This is a genomic window from Duncaniella sp. B8 (genome assembly GCF_005304985.1).
GTDB lineage: Bacteria > Bacteroidota > Bacteroidia > Bacteroidales > Muribaculaceae > Duncaniella > Duncaniella muris.
Genome location: NZ_CP040121.1, coordinates 210,535 through 227,113, shown reverse-complemented (window position 1 = coordinate 227,113; position 16,579 = coordinate 210,535). Strand labels below are relative to the sequence as shown.

The 16,579-nt window shown below is 50.1% G+C and carries 13 protein-coding genes and 4 pseudogenes; 8 read left to right on the top strand and 9 right to left on the bottom strand.

Annotated elements, in window-relative coordinates; all coding sequences use genetic code 11:
* Nucleotides 1-9: 9 nt before the first annotated feature.
* The 3 genes from FDZ78_RS01085 to FDZ78_RS01075 all read right to left on the bottom strand — a co-directional run bounded on the left by FDZ78_RS01085 (nucleotide 10) and on the right by FDZ78_RS01075 (nucleotide 3,801).
* A complete protein-coding gene (locus tag FDZ78_RS01085) occupies nucleotides 10-1,812 on the bottom strand; it encodes a chloride channel protein (protein ID WP_107030965.1) in 1,803 nt (600 codons plus the stop codon).
* A 22-nt stretch (nucleotides 1,813-1,834) separates the two neighbouring features.
* Entirely contained in the window at nucleotides 1,835-3,139 is a 1,305-nt protein-coding gene (locus FDZ78_RS01080) for a sugar transferase (protein ID WP_136408846.1), read from the bottom strand.
* A 98-nt stretch (nucleotides 3,140-3,237) separates the two neighbouring features.
* Nucleotides 3,238-3,801, bottom strand: a complete 564-nt coding sequence (locus tag FDZ78_RS01075) for an L-threonylcarbamoyladenylate synthase (RefSeq protein WP_172480306.1) — start codon at nucleotides 3,799-3,801, stop codon at nucleotides 3,238-3,240.
* Nucleotides 3,802-4,077: 276 nt separating this feature from the next.
* Here FDZ78_RS01075 and asnA point away from each other — a divergent pair, with 276 nt between their 5' ends.
* The 4 genes and pseudogenes from asnA (at nucleotide 4,078) to FDZ78_RS01055 (ending at nucleotide 9,362) form a co-directional block, all read left to right on the top strand.
* The gene (asnA, locus tag FDZ78_RS01070) at nucleotides 4,078-5,112 is read left to right on the top strand and encodes an aspartate--ammonia ligase (RefSeq protein ID WP_107030962.1); all 1,035 of its coding nucleotides are present in this window, start codon (nucleotides 4,078-4,080) and stop codon (nucleotides 5,110-5,112) included.
* A 329-nt stretch (nucleotides 5,113-5,441) separates the two neighbouring features.
* Nucleotides 5,442-7,345 (top strand): annotated as a pseudogene (dnaK, locus tag FDZ78_RS01065) (molecular chaperone DnaK).
* A 209-nt stretch (nucleotides 7,346-7,554) separates the two neighbouring features.
* A complete protein-coding gene (locus tag FDZ78_RS01060; protein ID WP_123399102.1) occupies nucleotides 7,555-8,118 on the top strand; it encodes a helix-turn-helix domain-containing protein in 564 nt (187 codons plus the stop codon).
* Nucleotides 8,115-9,362, top strand: a complete 1,248-nt coding sequence (locus tag FDZ78_RS01055; protein WP_137426159.1) for a site-specific integrase — start codon at nucleotides 8,115-8,117, stop codon at nucleotides 9,360-9,362. Before FDZ78_RS01060 ends, FDZ78_RS01055 begins: the two co-directional genes overlap by 4 nt.
* A 55-nt stretch (nucleotides 9,363-9,417) precedes the next feature.
* Here FDZ78_RS01055 and FDZ78_RS01050 read toward each other — a convergent pair whose 3' ends face one another.
* The gene (locus FDZ78_RS01050) at nucleotides 9,418-9,924 is read right to left on the bottom strand and encodes a hypothetical protein (RefSeq protein WP_136408849.1); all 507 of its coding nucleotides are present in this window, start codon (nucleotides 9,922-9,924) and stop codon (nucleotides 9,418-9,420) included.
* Between the two features lie 256 nt (nucleotides 9,925-10,180).
* On the opposite strand from FDZ78_RS01050, the gene FDZ78_RS01045 reads away from it, so the two are divergent.
* Together FDZ78_RS01045 and FDZ78_RS01040 are read left to right on the top strand one after the other, a co-directional pair.
* The gene (locus FDZ78_RS01045; protein ID WP_124075488.1) at nucleotides 10,181-10,723 is read left to right on the top strand and encodes a hypothetical protein; all 543 of its coding nucleotides are present in this window, start codon (nucleotides 10,181-10,183) and stop codon (nucleotides 10,721-10,723) included.
* Nucleotides 10,710-11,423 (top strand): HAD family hydrolase, encoded by a 714-nt coding sequence (locus tag FDZ78_RS01040; RefSeq protein WP_136408850.1) that lies wholly within the window; start codon nucleotides 10,710-10,712, stop codon nucleotides 11,421-11,423. Before FDZ78_RS01045 ends, FDZ78_RS01040 begins: the two co-directional genes overlap by 14 nt.
* An 87-nt stretch (nucleotides 11,424-11,510) precedes the next feature.
* Here the strand turns inward: FDZ78_RS01040 and FDZ78_RS01035 are convergent, their stop codons facing one another.
* The 5 genes and pseudogenes from FDZ78_RS01035 to FDZ78_RS01020 all read right to left on the bottom strand — a co-directional run bounded on the left by FDZ78_RS01035 (nucleotide 11,511) and on the right by FDZ78_RS01020 (nucleotide 14,610).
* On the bottom strand, nucleotides 11,511-12,173 hold the full coding sequence (locus FDZ78_RS01035) for a hypothetical protein (protein ID WP_136408851.1): 663 nt from the start codon (nucleotides 12,171-12,173) through the stop codon (nucleotides 11,511-11,513).
* A 34-nt stretch (nucleotides 12,174-12,207) separates the two neighbouring features.
* A pseudogene (locus FDZ78_RS01030) lies at nucleotides 12,208-12,972 on the bottom strand (IS630 family transposase); the annotation flags it as partial.
* Nucleotides 12,894-13,130, bottom strand: a pseudogene (locus tag FDZ78_RS14760) (helix-turn-helix domain-containing protein); the annotation flags it as partial. The pseudogenes FDZ78_RS01030 and FDZ78_RS14760, both read right to left, overlap by 79 nt.
* Nucleotides 13,131-13,291: 161 nt before the next feature.
* Nucleotides 13,292-13,441 carry a hypothetical protein gene (locus tag FDZ78_RS14550; RefSeq protein ID WP_168189996.1) on the bottom strand — a complete coding sequence of 50 codons (150 nt, stop codon included), beginning with the start codon at nucleotides 13,439-13,441 and terminating at the stop codon, nucleotides 13,292-13,294.
* Nucleotides 13,429-14,610: a family 43 glycosylhydrolase gene (locus FDZ78_RS01020; RefSeq protein WP_137426158.1), complete on the bottom strand. Its 1,182-nt coding sequence runs from the start codon at nucleotides 14,608-14,610 to the stop codon at nucleotides 13,429-13,431. Before FDZ78_RS01020 ends, FDZ78_RS14550 begins: the two co-directional genes overlap by 13 nt.
* Nucleotides 14,611-14,740: 130 nt before the next feature.
* On the opposite strand from FDZ78_RS01020, the pseudogene FDZ78_RS01015 reads away from it, so the two are divergent.
* A pseudogene (locus FDZ78_RS01015) lies at nucleotides 14,741-15,158 on the top strand (IS4 family transposase); the annotation flags it as partial.
* A 201-nt stretch (nucleotides 15,159-15,359) separates the two neighbouring features.
* Nucleotides 15,360-16,577 (top strand): peptidase T, encoded by a 1,218-nt coding sequence (gene pepT / locus FDZ78_RS01010; RefSeq protein ID WP_107030959.1) that lies wholly within the window; start codon nucleotides 15,360-15,362, stop codon nucleotides 16,575-16,577.
* Nucleotides 16,578-16,579 lie beyond the last annotated feature (2 nt).

The window sequence follows — 16,579 nt, the reverse complement described above, 5'->3', positions numbered from 1 at the left end:
AAAATTTCATCAATCCTCCGAATAGTGGCGCAGCACACGGCGGTAGGAGTTGAAAATTTTTGATTTCGACACAAACCCCACGTATCGACCTTCTTCAACCACCGGCAGATTCCATGCGCCGGTAGCGTCAAAAGTCTTCATGACAGTCTCCATGCTCTGCCCAACTTCGACCTTGGCCGGAGGGATTGACATGAACTGATTGACATACATGCGCTTGTAGAGATCAGGCCGGAACATGATGTTGCGGATTTCATCAAGGATCACCACTCCGAGCAGCTTTCCGTCATCGCCAATGACCGGAAACAGATTGCGCGATGAGCGTGAGATGGCATTAACCATCTCCTTGAGGTTCATGTCAGGCCGGACTGCCACAAAGTCAGTCTCTATGACATTGTCGATCTTGAGCAGTGTCAACACAGCCTTGTCCTTGTGGTGAGTGATCAGTTTGCCTTCATGGGCAAGACGCATGGTGTAGATACTGTAAGGCTCGAAAAACTTGATAGTGCCGTAGGAAATCGCCGAGACAATCAGCAGGGGCAGAAACAGTTCATAGCCTCCGGTCAGCTCGGCCGTAAGGAAGATACCCATCAGCGGGGCATGCATGACACCTGACATGACACCTGCCATACCCATCAGCGCAAAGTTCTTGGTCGACAGATCCAGACCGAAGACCGTATTGATGAAATAGGCGAAAAAGAATCCTGCCATACATCCTACATAGAGCGATGGGGCGAAGGTGCCGCCGACACCGCCGCCACCGTTTGTGGCCGAGGTGGCGAATGATTTCAGAAGGACAAGCGCGGCGATAAAGCCGAGAATCCACCAGACAGACCCTCTGTCTTTGTAGAAGATCGAGCCGTTGACAATCGACTCCGTGTTGCCGCTGAGAAGGTCGATGATCGACGAATAACCCTCGCCGTAGAGCGGCGGAAACAGAAAGACGAGGAGCGCCACTACAGAGCCTCCCACCAGCATTTTCCGCCACGGAGTGCCGAGTTTTCTGAACAGCCCCTCCATCATGTTCATCGACCGCGTGAAATAGAGCGACACAAATCCGAGAAACAGACCGAGAAGAATGACATAGGGTATTCTTCCGGTCACAAACGGCTCGCTCTGAAGAAAGAAGAATTCTGCATCATAGCCAGTTGCGACATAGGCCACCGTTGCGGCCGTTATCGACGCTATCAGCAGAGGCATCACCGAGACCGTGGTCAGATCGAGCATCAGAACCTCCAGAGTGAAAAGCATACCGGCAATCGGAGCCTTAAAAATGCCGGCGATACCTGCTGCGGCTCCGCAGCCCACAAGGATCATCAGAATCCGTGGCGACAGCCGGAACACACGTCCGAGATTCGAACCGATTGCCGCTCCGGTATAGACTATAGGGCCCTCGGCTCCAACCGATCCGCCGAATCCGATGGTGATCGAACTGGCGATTACGGATGAATACATATTGTGGCGCTTCAGGCGCGACTTGTTCTGCGAAATGGCATAAAGCACTCTTGTGACACCGTGGGATATATTGTCACGGACCACATATCTGACAAACAGCATGGTCAGAAGAATTCCGACTGCCGGATAGATCAGATACAGCAGACTGCCTTCGTCGATATTGATGTTGGACGTCAGCGCGTGGCTTATCAGATGGATCAGCGTTTTCAGCACAAGAGCCGCCACTCCGGCCAGAATGCCGACCAGCAACGCCAGTATGATGACAAACGTCTTTTCCTTTATATGACGCTCGCGCCACATCAGAAACACCATGAAGGCATCCTGAAAGCTTTTTGCTATGGATGTGAAAAACAGTTTCATTTCTTTCCTTTTTTACCTTGTCTCAGAGACCCTCGCCCCTTATGACTGTGCGTAATGTATAAAACAGTATCTTGAGGTCCAGCGAGAGAGAAAGATTCTGGATATAGAGAAGATCGTATTTCAGCCGTAAAAGCATCTCTTCGACTGTCGATGCATAGCCAAACTTGACCATGCCGAGCGAAGTCAGTCCGGGTCTTACCTGGTGGAGAAGAGTGCAGTACGGAGCGGCCTCGCGCATCTGGCTTAGAAAAAACTCCCGCTCAGGGCGCGGCCCGACAAGCGACATGTCGCCACGAAGCACATTCCACAGATTAGGCAGCTCGTCAAGACGATATTTCCTCATAAAACGCCCTATGCGTGTTATTCTCGGATCATCTTCCGCCGACAATGCCGGACCGTTCACTTCGGCATCCGCCTTCATTGAACGCAGCTTGTAGATTCTGAACGGTATGCGGTGATAGCCGATACGTTCCTGCGAATATATGGCCGGACCTTTCGAGCCGACTTTCACCAGAAGAGCAAGCACAAGCATCACCGGCAGCGACACAATCAGCCCGATGACTGATAAAGCCACATCAAGACTGCGCTTGACTGCTACAGTCGAGTCGGGAAGCGTAAGTCTCGAAATATCCATCAGCGGCTCTGACATGAGGTTTTCATACACCACCTTTGAAGTCAGCAGGCGGTAATCATCGGCCGAAACTATTATCGGGCAATCAAGAAGATAGAGCTCACATATTATCTTCAGCAGCCTGTCCTGCGGCAGCGATGAAAGCGACAGCAGAAAGCCGTCTGCGTCATGTTTCTTCAGCTGTCGGCCGAAATAACCATGAGTACAATGGCTATCGGCGGAGGAGCAACCGAAGCTATCAAACGGGATTGTGGCGACAACCTCCTTGCGGCAGCTGTCCGCGTCACGTATCAGGCGCTCATCGCCGGTTCTGTCACAGAGCATCAGCAATCTCTGACGGTCATGACGACGGGCGGACGATGATTTTATGAGAGTGGTAAGCAGCAGGCGTGTGCCATAGGCCGTCACAAACAGGCATCCAAAAAGAATCAGCAGCAGTTCATAGTTGTGGATACGGCGCGGCAAAACGTCATTGAGCAGCACAACCATGAAGAAGATCACCGACCCGATGGCCACACAACAGAGCGTATTGAGAAACTCTCTGATTCTCGACTTGTATGCCACATTGACATAGTATCCCGACACACAATACAGCCCCAGCATCAACGCCGGAAACAGCGCCAGCGTCAGCCGCGAGCCGGGAGTATTGACAAAAGCCCAGAACCCGGAATAGGTATTGTGCAGAGGACCGATCATAACAAATCGGGCCAGAGTGAACAAAAGCACTCCGGCGAGAGTCGACAAATAATCGGCGCCGACATAACAGGTCCTCAGTATCCGGCTCCTCTTCGATTTCACGGCCGTATTACTGTGACGGAGCCGTCTGGCTCTATTTTCATTATTCTTGACGGCAACGCCGCGCTGACATCATCGCGCCGGGCCTCGACCACATAATCAGCAGCATCGAGGATCTCCTCGGAAATCTCGCCAAACAAAGCCGGCGCCGGGCAACCGCTGATATTGGCCGATGTAGAGACCAGCGGACGGCCAAGGCCTCGGCATATCGCAGCCGAGACAGCCTCGGAAGTCAGCCTGATGCCCACACTCCCGTCATCTGCTATCAATTCCGGAGCAAGTCCCTTGGCACCCGGATAGATAACGGTGGTCGGACGCCGGCTCTCTCCTATCAGCTTCATGGCCGTAGAAAAATCTGACGATGTATAGCGCGCAACATCCTCTCCATCGGCCACCAGCGTGATCAAAGCCTTGGAATCGGCCCGCCGCTTGATTTCAAAAACCCTGCGCACGGCCTCGGAATTACAGGCATCGCAGCCTATACCCCACACTGTGTCTGTAGGATAGACAATGATTCCGCCTTTGCGGAGCACGGCAACAGCCGAAGAAATATCTTTAGCCAGATCTGTCATTGCACTGGAGTGATTGAAACGTTTATGTATGCAAATTTAATCTATTTCTTTCTATTACACCACTTATATATAAACTAATTCCAAAAAATATCTTCGCCAGCACCTTTGCCACGACAAGTCCGACAGTGGTAAAATGCAGCTTAAATTTGACCATTTTTATCATTTTGATAATAAAATTACAATTTTAATTGCAATTTGCTTGCAAATTCAAAAAATTGCCATTACCTTTGCCACATATCAATAAAACCTCAGCAAAACATTCACCCCATGCCACTTATCATCCCCAAGAAATATCATCGCAAACTGCTTCCGGAAACAACCGAAGTAGCGATCAAAATGGTCAAAGACACCTTCCAGACCATCTTCGCCCGCGAGCTCAGACTGCGCCGAGTGACCGCCCCGCTCTTCCTTCTGACAGGCACAGGCCTCAACGACAATCTCAACGGCGTGGAAGAAGCCGTCTCATTCACCATCGACGCGATGGGAGGCCGCAAAGCCGAAGTGGTCCACTCGCTGGCCAAATGGAAACGTTACAAACTCGGAGCCTATGACATAGCCCCCGGCTACGGCCTCTATACCGACATGAACGCCATCCGCACATTCGAGGATCTTGACAACATCCACTCGCTCTACGTCGACCAGTGGGACTGGGAAAAAACCATCCGCAAGGAAGACCGCACACTTGACTATCTGAAAAAGACCGTAAGAACCATCTACAAAACCCTTCTTGAAGTCGAACAGACAGTCTACGAGAAATTTCCGCATATCACCCCCGTCCTCCCGCCGGACATCACTTTTGTCCATGCCGAAGAGCTGGCCCGTCTTTACCCCGACAAAACTCCGCGCGAACGCGAAACCATCTTCGCCCGCGAACACGGCGCTATATTTATAATAGGTATAGGAGCTCCTCTGAGCGACGGACAGCCCCACGACGGACGCTCGCCCGACTACGATGACTGGATCAGCCTCAACGAAGAAGGCTATCAGGGCCTCAACGGTGACATCATACTCTGGAACCCCGTGCTTGACATACCCTTTGAAATCTCCTCAATGGGCATCCGCGTAAGCCCCGAATCACTGCGCGAACAGCTCAAACTCCGCGAATGCCCCGAACGCTCATCTCTGACATTCCACAGACTTCTCCTCGAAGGAAAGCTCCCATATTCAATCGGAGGCGGCATAGGCCAGAGCCGCCTGTGCATGTTCCTCCTCCACAAAGCACACATCGGTGAAGTCCAAGCATCAATATGGCCTGAAGATCAGATCAAAGCATGTGCCGATGCAGGCATCGAACTGCTCTGACCCAGACACCGGTTTACACATAACAACCTATATATTATAAACTAACCCCAACATCCCTTTTTTACACATAGTTCTGCGGTCTGCCTATACGAGTCTGTCGTATTGGCAGACCGTGTCAGTTTTCATGTCACAACAATCCTCACACCAAAATCAGTATCCGTCAGTACCTTACGCCTGCCACAACCTTTTTGGCACAAAATTTGTTACATTATTGGATGTCGAACCGGAAAACCAAGCCGTATACAACCATCCCCAGGCTCCACATTCCGAAATCCGACAGAAACAACAGACAAATCAAAAAAAACAAAAAATAAAAAATTATAATCATTATGGGAAAAATTATCGGTATTGACCTTGGAACAACCAACTCCTGCGTTTCAGTCCTTGAAGGCAACGACCCCGTCGTTATTCCTAACAGCGAAGGCCGCAACACAACCCCTTCAATTGTAGCATTCGTTGACGGTGGCGAACGTAAAGTCGGTGACCCCGCAAAACGTCAGGCCATCACCAACCCTAAACGCACCATCAACTCCATCAAGCGTTTCATGGGTGAAACCTACGATCAGGTTGAAAAAGAAATCGAGCGCGTGCCCTACAAAGTGGTCCGCAGCGACAACAACACCCCGCGTGTCGACATCGACGGCCGCGAATACACCCCCAGGAAATCTCGGCAATGATTCTTCAGAAAATGAAGAAAACCGCTGAAGACTACCTCGGACAGGCAGTGACTGAAGCAGTCATCACAGTGCCCGCCTACTTCAACGACTCTCAGCGTCAGGCAACCAAAGAAGCCGGCGAGATCGCAGGCCTCACTGTAAAGCGTATCGTAAATGAACCTACCGCCGCAGCCCTCGCCTACGGCCTTGACAAATCAGACAAAGACCAGAAGATCGCAGTCTTCGACCTTGGCGGCGGTACATTCGATATCTCGATCCTCGAACTTGGCGACGGCGTGTTTGAAGTTAAATCAACCAACGGTGACACCCACCTCGGCGGTGACGACTTCGACCACGTGATCATCGACTGGCTCGCCAACGAATTCGAAAAAGAAGAAGGCATCGACCTGCGTAAAGACGCAATGGCCCTCCAGCGCCTCAAAGAAGCCGCCGAGAAAGCCAAGATCGAACTTTCGTCAACCACCTCTACTGAAATCAACCTCCCCTATATCACTGCCACAGCCACCGGTCCCAAACACCTCGTCAAGACCCTCACCCGCGCGCAGTTCGAACAGCTCGCCGACAAACTCATCCAGGCAACCATCAAGCCTTGCGAACAGGCCCTTAAGGATGCCGGCATGACAGCAAAAGACATCGACGAAGTCATCCTTGTAGGCGGTTCAACCCGTATCCCCGCAATCCAGCAGGTAGTAGAGAAATTCTTCGGCAAAGCACCCTCAAAGGGCGTAAACCCCGACGAAGTAGTGGCAGTCGGCGCAGCCATCCAGGGCGGTGTGCTCTCAGGCGACGTAAAAGACGTTCTTCTTCTTGACGTTGTGCCTCTGTCAATCGGCATCGAGACCCTCGGCGGCGTAATGACCAAGATGATCGAAGCCAACACCACCATTCCTACCCGCAAGAGCGAAACATTCTCCACCGCCGCTGACAACCAGCCCTCGGTTGAGATCCACGTCCTTCAGGGCGAACGTCCTATGGCCAAAGACGACAAGACACTCGGCAAATTCCACCTCGACGGAATCGCACCTGCACCCCGCGGCATCCCCCAGATCGAAGTCACCTTCGAAGTCGACGCCAACGGCATCCTCAACGTATCAGCCAAGGATAAAGCAACCGGCAAAGAACAGAGCATCCGTATCGAAGCCTCAAGCGGCCTGACCGACTCAGAAATCGAACGCATGAAGAAAGAAGCCGAAGCCAACGCCGCAGCTGACGCCAAGGAAAAAGAAAAAATCGACAAGCTCAACCACGCCGACACCGTGATATTCCAGACCGAAAAGCAGCTTCAGGAACTCGGCGACAAGATCCCTGCAGACAAGAAAGCCCAGATCGACAACGCCCTCAACAAGCTCAAAGAAGCCCACAAGGCCCAGGACATCGCAGCCATCGACTCTGCCATAACCGAAATCCAGAACACCTTCGGAGCCATCCAGCAGGAAATCCTCAATGCCCAGCAGGCAGCCGGAGGCGCACAGGCAGGTCCTAACCCCGGAGCCTCACAGGCAGGCAACCCCGGCGAAGGCCACGTCGACGACGTAGAATTTGAGGAAGTGAAATAAGGTCTCAATTCAGAACAATCTAAATCCATATAAATGGAGTGTGACTCAAAAGGTTACACTCCATTTTCTTTTTCACTATTTTAATCAAGATAGCTTGAAATTGATTTATTTTCGTTATATTTGCACCATATTTGGAACGTCCCTTAATTGGCGATGAGGTGTCCCTTATTTGCCCTTATGTCCTCTTATGGGTTCTTAATAGTAATAATATGCCAACAGCACAATACGAAATAAAGAGAAAATGTAAATGCTGCGGGGCGATCTTTCTTGCAAAGTCGCTCGACTCCTATTATTGTAGCCGCGCTTGTTCTAACAAGGGCTACAAACAAAGAAATGCACTGAAACTGCAACGCGAAAGATGGGATAAGGTCATAGGTGAAATTCCGGATAAGCGAGACTATATAAGCGTTACGGAAGCCGAAGCCGTGTTTGGTGTATGTGCAAAAACGATCAGGAGGCTAATAAATAGCGGTAAAGTGTCAAGCATCAATCTAGGACAACGGCTTACAAGAGTTCGAAAATCGGAACTGATGGGCATACTGCCATTGCGTGAAGAACCCGTTGACGCCAGACAGACACTACCTAAACCGTATAATTTGGAGCCTGAGGATTGCTATACTATTGGCGAGATTGCTGAGAAATTCGCTATAGCCGAGAGTACCGTATACTCCCACATAAGGAAATACTCTATTCCCATTCGACAAATAGGGCGCTTCGTCTATGCCCCCAAATCAGAAATTGACCGCATTTATAAAGATGTCGTGAAGAAATGAAAAAGAAGCTCGCAAACACCAAATGCACTGTTAAGTTACGCAAGTCAGAATATCGTGATGAATGGTATCTGATAATTGACATATACCCCGTGTATAAGACACCCAATGGGAAGCTCACCCGGATTAAGGAGGGTGTCAACCGGAGTGTTACTACACCCATTTGGGATAAGTCTCATGTTGCAAAGACGCATCCAGATGGGAGCGTGACATACAAGCCAAGGCGTGATGCGAATGGCGTTATCATGTGTCGGTCAGCCGTTGATAATGAATCCTGTTTGTATGCAGATAAGGTTCGTGAACTTCGACAGCGTGAATATGATAATCAGGAACTATATACAGAAACCGAGGCAGCATTGGCGGCCCAGAGTGAACGCGCCCAGGCTAATTTTATTGACTATTTTGAGCAGGAGGCCAAGAGACGGCACACAGCCAACTCGGAGTCCATTAAGGTGAACTGGAATCGTGTTCATGAACTGATTAAAATATTTGCCGAGAGTGATAATGTGCCTTTCAGCAACATTGACCTCCGTTTTATCGAGAATTTCAAACAGTTCATGCTCACTGCTCCTCAGGGTGGAAAGAAGAGTGGGAATGTGTCTCGAAACACAGCTGCCACTTATTTCTCAATTTTTAAGGCGGCACTGAAGCAAGCCTTCGTGGACGGCTACCTTACCGTCGACCTGGCAGCTAAAGTAAAAGGCATCCCGGAGCAAGAGAGTCGCCGAGAATACCTTACCATAGAAGAGTTAAACCAATTAGCCGCAACAGAATGTGACCAACCAATCATCAAACGAGCTGCACTGTTCTCAGCATTGTCCGGTATGCGTCATGTAGATATTCAAAAGCTTAAATGGAAAGAGGTGGTAAAGGACGGCGACCATTGGCGAGTTAACTTCAACCAGCAAAAGACCAAGGGTGTAGAATACACACCAATCTCTGAACAGGCATACCTGTTATGCGGGGATCGTCTGGATGGAGATCGATTGGTTTTCGAAGGATTGCCTTCTCCATCCTGGATTTCCAAACCTCTGGAGCGATGGATCAAATCCACCGGTATCACCAAACACATCACCTTTCACTGCTTCCGCCATACCTTCGCCACGCTTCAGCTTGCCAACGGGACAGACATCTACACCGTCAGCAAAATGCTCGGCCACACTAACGTCCGCACGACGCAGATATACACTAAAGTGGTCGATAAAAAGAAAGAGTCCGCAGCAGATGCCATTAAGATTAAGATTTAGGACTTATTTATAGGCCGATAAAAATATAGGCGCACCACAAAAGGATGCGCCTTATTTAATCTTGTGCGGTCAAGCTTTTTAGCTCTCTGCGTAGTTCAGTAAATATCTGATGTTCAAAAGTTTTTGGGTTTAGTATTCGATCCTTATAAATCCTCTGTTGGTCTCGCATGGTCCGCGAACTATAACATAGGAATTCATCTGCTTCTTTTTTATTCAAACGTCGATTTGCTATACGGCATTCGAAACTGGATAATGTAGCCTCAATGATATATTTTGCTGCACTACAATCCATCGATTTAATTTTTGAGCCTCGTGCTAATTTTTTTGCTATACTTTTCTCTTTCTCTTTTAATTGTTTTTTTATGTCGCCGGTCAACTCGATATAGACATGGACTTTTCGTTTAAGTCTTGGAACTTTCCAACCGAGTTTCTCCAATAACTGGTTAATAATAAAGGGCGAATCTTCAAGAAATCCTTCCCTCTGGAGAGTCATCTCGTAATGCTTAACTAGACCGTCGATATTAAGAGGGAATGCCTGCTCTAATTGCTTAGAGTCTGTCACTGATTAACCTGTGACTGATGCCTGTTGTTGATATAATTCCGCTACTTCAGATCTGTCAATCTAATATAAACGTACAAATAAGAGATTCTCAACTACGGATTTCAATGTTCTTCTTTCAAACTTGATTTGCAGTGCTGGCTCAGTTTGCAAGCCCTCTTCTACGATACCTTGATGTATCATAACATCAAAATTACTAATTTAAATTTTTACCTCAAAATTAATTCCAACATTTTTACACGTCACATCGGAGTTTTTCATGGCCCACCCCTGGCTTATATGGGTAATCGCCGTAGTCACCGGCATCTGCCACGCCAAGCAGGCGGCAATGGCCGACTACTACCGCCAGTTCCACCTTTATTTTCTGAAGGGCGAGGACGGCAGCGAGCTCGAAACCGCATCGGATCTCAAGGCCAAGCTGAAAAATCTCTCATGGAGTCATGATTTCTGGAAAAAGCTCACTCTGACCGTATATACCAACTATACCGTTCAGCAAGAGGCGACAGCCCCGGCGATGCAGGCCCTCCGCCGCGAGTTGAAGCAGCGCTTCCCATCGGGACGCATCCCCCAGTCGTTCCGCGATGCCTTCCGTGCCGCCTCGCTGCCGCTGATGAAGTACACCAACATCCTCTCGTTCAACTGGCGCACGATAGCCCTCTTTGTATCGCTCTTTGCCGGCATGCCGTGGCTCTATTTCGCCTTTGAACTTGTTGTGCTCAACAACCTCCTTGTCTATATGATCATTCGTCACGAAGGCATCTGCCGCAAATTTACCGCCGAACTGAAAGATGGAAAATACTGAAATCAAAGGAATAATTTTTGACTACGGCGGCACAATCGACAGCCGCGGCGTTCACTGGAGCGAGGTAATCTGGGACGGATACCGCGAGAGCGGCATCACGGTTGACAAGGAAACCTTCCGCGAAGCCTACGTTCATGCCGAGCGTGAGCTGGCCCGCGTGCGCCACATCCTCCCGCATCACAACTTCCACGACCTCTTGCTCATCAAGATGCGCATAGAGCTGGAATGGCTTGCCGAGCGCGGCCACATCGCCGCCGACACTGTCGAGCCACTTGCTGCCCGCGTCGCACAGTATTGCTACGCAGCCGCCCGCGAGTGTATCGAGGAGGCACGTCCCACCCTCGAGGCGCTGCATGCACGCTTCCCCATGGTACTCGTGTCCAACTTCTACGGCAATGTCAGCGCCGTGCTTGAAGACTTTGACCTGCTGAAATACTTCAACCGCATAATCGAGAGCGCGGTAGTGGGAGTACGCAAACCCGACCCCGCAATATTTGCGCTCGGAGTCGAAGCCCTCGGTCTGCCGGCCCAAAACGTGCTTGTCATAGGCGACAGCTACAAGAAAGACATCCTCCCCGCCCTCTCGCTCGGCTGCCATGTGGCATGGCTCAAAGGGAAAGGATGGACAGCCGACGAAGATGCCGTCACCCACCCCTCGGCCATCACCCGCCTCTCCCAAGTCCTCGACCTGGTAAAATAACCCCCTCCCCCACCATATAGTTGCGCCGCGATGCCATCAAGCATCGCGGCGCAACTCATTTTGTGAAGGATTCGGATGGATTGAGGGTTACTTGGTGAGGTATTTTTTGCCGTTGCGGATGTAGATGGTGCCGGTGGGGATGGCGGGGAGACGGCGGCCTTGCAGGTCGTAGATGTTGCCGCGGAGGTCATGCGGGTCACAGGGCACGGTATCGACTGAACTTAAGTCGCTCTCGGTCATCTGCCATGTGTCAAATTCGACTTCGCCTTTCAGTATCAGGTAAATCGTGTGGGTGCCGTCTTCAATACTTGTCAGGGGGACTGTGTATTCGTTCCAGTCACTTTTACTGCTGTTGACCACGGCGATGTCGGCGGCATATCGGTCGTCAATCCTCAATGCCACGCTTCCGTCGCCTTTCAATCGGCATTTGAGGTATTTGCATCGGGTTGAAAAATCGACGTTTCTCACTTCGATAATCCCTTCGGGCATCGCGGGGGCTGTGATACTGGTCATGCCCACCGTCGCTATCATGTGACCGGCCTCGTCAGTGGGCTTGTAGAGAATGCCGAGTGTGGCGGCCGACGTGGCGGCATACTGAGTGATGGCAGGGTCGAGATTTTTAATGGCGCTCACGCCTTCACGGGTGGGTATACATTCGCTGATGTCAACGTTCTGCTCGTCGACCTCTATTTCATCCACATAGATGCTTCGGAAGCCGCTGTTTGCACCCAGCGACGGCTCCAGCAACATGGTTTGATAAGTAAGTCGTAAAAATTAATTTATACTAAGCCGCATGGACAAAATTGATATTGAGTTCAGATCCAAGCGCAGCCAACGCACGGTTAGTTGCATAGAGCAGGGATTCTGTGGAGCAATAATCCGCAGGTCTGAGCCATTTGCCCTTGAGGATTCTCCAGAGCGTCTCGGCGATATTCAAATGTGGACTGTACGGTGGAAGGAAAAAGAGATACAACCCACGTTTCTCCCATATTGGACGGAGTTCCCGCATGAGTTTGCATCTGTGGACGCTTGCATTGTCAAGGACAACAAAAGTGTTTTTACGGATACGGAGAGAAAATCGGTCAAGAAAGTCGGCAACCTTGTCAGCGGTCATATTCTCAGTTGTGGAGAATCCTTCATATCGATTGTTGCGGTCTATCATGCCGAAAATATTGAGTCTCAGACCTCTTTCAGATGGGATATAGACATCTTCACCTCGGAACTGCCATCCGTATGGCACATATCCCTCGGTGCAGATGTGGCTTTCATCTCCATAATAAATGTCGATGAGACAATCTTTTTCCTGTTGTACGAGTTCTTGCAGCTTCTCGGTCTTATACGCATAGAGCTGCGGCGAGGGTTTCCCCTTTGGACGTTTTCTTATACGTCTATATCCCGCGCCAAGGCGGATAAAAAAGCCCTGAAGGTACTCTCGGAGGCTTCTTTCCCTGAAGCCTGCTGCCATGCCTCTTTCGCTTTCTTCACGCTCTGCCTGTCGTTCTCTATGGCTTTGCGTACCGACTCTTCGTCCGAGCAGTCCATTATTGGCTTCCGACCCCGTCCGGGACGTGTTTCCAGTCCTTTGATTCCTTCGGCCTCGAAGCGTTTCACCCAGGAATTGACTGATATATGGGTCATGTCGGTCTGTTCTCCAACCTGTTCCGAAGTCAGGCCGGTGGATTTCAGAAGCACTGCGCGACAGCGCATGCGGTATGCGTGGCTCTTGCCTTGGCGAAAGCCTTCCTCTAATTGCAGACGTTGTTGGTCTGTCAGTTGTATAACTTTGATTTTTGCGATAGCGTTGTGTCTTTATGTGTTTACACAAAGATACGCAAAAAAATTGATATAAACTAATTTTCAACATCTACTTAGAACAGATACCATTTATCATTGTATTTGTGCAGATGGGTGTGGTTGTTATTTAAGGTCATGCCGTTATCTCCGGGATTCTTGAAGTAGTTGCCGCCATAGGTCCATGAATCCTGTTTCAACGGATCGGTGCTTTTCATGTAAACCATGCTGCAGGCTGGGGTTTTGTGCCGCCCCATGTCCATGGCTCGTGGTCCGACCAGTCATTATTGAATGTGTAGACATAGGTGCCATTTATAAAGTTAAGCTCGTTGGCCTCATAGTGGAAGGGTGAAGGGAGTTTCACGGGGTCGGCGGCAAAGGAATGAAGATCGGGGTTCAGCCGGGCTATCCATCCCTGACTGTTGCCGAATGTCACCCATGCGTCACCGTTGTCGTCGATCACCGCTCCGGGGTCAAAGACAGCTCCGCTCCCGGCCACAACAGGATTGGTGCCGTCAATGAGGCTTTTACTCAGCGGAGAGGTCCAGGGGCCCACAGGCGACTTGGCCTGGATTACACCGACGCCCCATCCGCTGTTGGAGAAGTAGAGCGAGAACAATGTAGTGCCGTCGGCCTGTTTCTTGCTGATGATGCTGGGTGCCCATGATGCCAAGATCCAGGGTGCGATTTCGTCAACCTGAATCAAGCCATGATAGGTCCAGTTTACCATATCATCGGTTGAAATCATGACCAGTGACTTGATTTTTTCATAAGAGTTTTTCTCGGTTCCGGCTTCATATTGCTGATGGTCATTGGTGCCATAGACATAGAGCCGCCCGTCATGCTCTATAGCGGTGGGGTCGGCACAGAATTGGAAATCAAGAATGGGATTTGCCATTCCGGTTCCGAGTTTAGGCGACTTAACCGGCATGTTCCCTATCAGGCCTGTTGAATCCTTGGCGCGTATCACTATGCTGTCATAATAGATGGTTATCGGGCCTTGGGGACCGTCCCAGCCATGGGATACGGTAATCTTTTCAAGAATCTTGTCGGCTTCGAAAGCCAGATTGTGGCTTGTCGCTCCATTGACAATGGTGCTTTCGGTCGTGGTGCCGTCGCTGTAGGTTACCGTCACATGGATGTTGTCATAATCGACCGGAGTGGCAAATTTCATATCGAGGCGGTCATAGACATCGGTGGACAGGTCGTGTATGTCCCAATAGTTGAGGGCATACTGATTATAGGTGTAACTGTTTGTCTCAGAGTCGGCTTTTCCGCCCGAGCCTCCCCAATCGGTTATTATGTCCTTGACATGAAGGGCAATGTCGTCGTTGGCGGCATAGGAGCAGTTGATCATGGCTGTGACAACCGCCAGAAGCAATAATAAACGTTTCATTGTATCATGGTATTTTTAGTAGATGAAAAAAATGAATTTTGTCGGTTATATTGTTGATTTTTAATTAGTTATTTCTTGCAAAAGTCCCTGAAAATTAGTTTCTTTAAAGAAAAGTTTGACCGCTTTTTCCATGAAAGTTACGACAACTCCCAGGGACTGCGACAAAGCTAATAAAATCGTCCCGATTATGCAAGAGCAGCAAGAATCTTGCTCGCATAAAATTGCTTGCGTTTGTCCTTCACGCCATTTGTGTTGTGCAGACGGTCAGCCTCCACAAGATAGCGTCTGCGATGCCTACAAGCGTCGAGCGTGATTCCAATCTGCGCCGCCTGCAGAGGTTCCTTGCAGGATATGCTCTCAATCTTGACCTCATAGCCAAAGTGATATTTGCACTTCTGCCAGTCAAGACAGGACTGGTTCTGAGCCTTGACCGCACCAACTGGAAATTCGGTGAGGTCAACATCAATAACCTCATGCTTGGAGTTACACACAAGGGTGTTGCATTTCCATTGCTCTTTACCATGCTTGACAAGCGCGGTAATTCCAATATATTGGTAATCATATATGGTTAGATTCGAGGAAGTGAAATAAGGTCAACAACCATCCCTGATAACCAAAGAGTGCGGTCCAGACATCGGACCGCACTCTTTTTTTTAACCCCAACCGACTGACTATCCACTCTTTTTTCGTACCTTTGCACTGCAAAAACTCAAGCATATAATCTTACCACAATAATCTCACAAAACGCCATGACAGTTGTTGACCGTTTTCTGGACTACGTCAAATTCGACACTCAGAGTGACGAACTGACCAACATGACCCCATCAACCCCCGGACAGATGATCTTCGCGCAGCATCTTGAAAAAGAACTCCGCGCAATGGGTCTCGACGACATTATTCTTGATGACAACGGCTATCTGATGGCAACGCTCAAAGGCAACGTTGACAAGCAGGTTCCCACAGTCGGCTTCATCGCCCACCTCGACACATCGCCTGACATGAGCGGAAAACACGTGGCTCCGCGCATCGTCGAAAACTACGACGGCAATGACATAGTACTCAACGCCGCCAAAGGAATCGTGCTCGAAACCGCCAAATTCCCCGAACTGCTCGACTACAAAGGTCAGGACCTCATCGTGACCGACGGCAACACCCTCCTCGGAGCCGATGACAAAGCCGGAATCGCCGAAATAATCACAGCCGTTGACTACCTCATCAAACACCCTGAAATCAAACACGGCGACATCCGCATAGCCTTCAACCCCGATGAAGAAATCGGCCAGGGAGCACATAAATTCGATGTCAGCCTCTTCAACGCCGACTGGGCCTACACTATGGACGGCGGCGAGATCGGCGAACTCGAATTCGAAAACTTCAACGCAGCCGTAGCCAAAGTAACCTTCAAAGGCCGCAACGTGCATCCCGGCTACGCCAAACACAAGATGCTCAACTCCATCCGCGTCGCCAACCAGTTCGCCATCATGCTCCCCCGCTGGGAGACTCCCGAACACACCGAAGGCTACGAAGGCTTCTACCACCTGATCTCGATTGAAGGTACCGTAGAAGAAACCGTGCTCACCTACATCATCCGCGACCACGACCGCGACCGCTTCGAACGCCGCAAAAAAGAGCTCGAACACCTTACACGCAAAATCAACAACGAATTCCCCAACTGCGTCTCTATCGAAATCAAAGACCAGTACTTCAACATGCGTGAGAAGATCGAACCCGTAATGCACATCGTCGACACTGCCATCCAGGCGATGAAAAACGTAGGTGTAGTCCCCAAAGTACAGCCCATCCGCGGCGGCACAGACGGCGCACAGCTTTCATTCAAAGGGCTCCCCTGTCCCAACATCTTCGCCGGAGGCCTCAACTTCCACGGACGTTATGAATTCGTGCCCATCCCCTCGATGGAAAAAGCCACTCAGGTCATCATCGAGATTGCCCGTCTTGTAGCCGAATAAGC

What these genes read in the sequence shown, in the direction of transcription:
- FDZ78_RS01020 (WP_137426158.1), bottom strand. Translation starts at nt 14,610, where the DNA reads ATGAAACGTTTATTATTGCTTCTGGCGGTTGTCACAGCCATGATCAAC.
- FDZ78_RS01055 (WP_137426159.1), top strand. Translation starts at nt 8,115, where the DNA reads ATGAAAAAGAAGCTCGCAAACACCAAATGCACTGTTAAGTTACGCAAG.
- FDZ78_RS01060 (WP_123399102.1), top strand. Translation starts at nt 7,555, where the DNA reads ATGCCAACAGCACAATACGAAATAAAGAGAAAATGTAAATGCTGCGGG.
- FDZ78_RS01040 (WP_136408850.1), top strand. Translation starts at nt 10,710, where the DNA reads ATGGAAAATACTGAAATCAAAGGAATAATTTTTGACTACGGCGGCACA.
- FDZ78_RS01035 (WP_136408851.1), bottom strand. Translation starts at nt 12,173, where the DNA reads ATGTTGCTGGAGCCGTCGCTGGGTGCAAACAGCGGCTTCCGAAGCATC.
- pepT (WP_107030959.1), top strand. Translation starts at nt 15,360, where the DNA reads ATGACAGTTGTTGACCGTTTTCTGGACTACGTCAAATTCGACACTCAG.
- FDZ78_RS01080 (WP_136408846.1), bottom strand. Translation starts at nt 3,139, where the DNA reads ATGATCGGTCCTCTGCACAATACCTATTCCGGGTTCTGGGCTTTTGTC.
- FDZ78_RS14550 (WP_168189996.1), bottom strand. Translation starts at nt 13,441, where the DNA reads ATGGTTTACATGAAAAGCACCGATCCGTTGAAACAGGATTCATGGACC.
- FDZ78_RS01085 (WP_107030965.1), bottom strand. Translation starts at nt 1,812, where the DNA reads ATGAAACTGTTTTTCACATCCATAGCAAAAAGCTTTCAGGATGCCTTC.
- FDZ78_RS01045 (WP_124075488.1), top strand. Translation starts at nt 10,181, where the DNA reads ATGGCCCACCCCTGGCTTATATGGGTAATCGCCGTAGTCACCGGCATC.
- asnA (WP_107030962.1), top strand. Translation starts at nt 4,078, where the DNA reads ATGCCACTTATCATCCCCAAGAAATATCATCGCAAACTGCTTCCGGAA.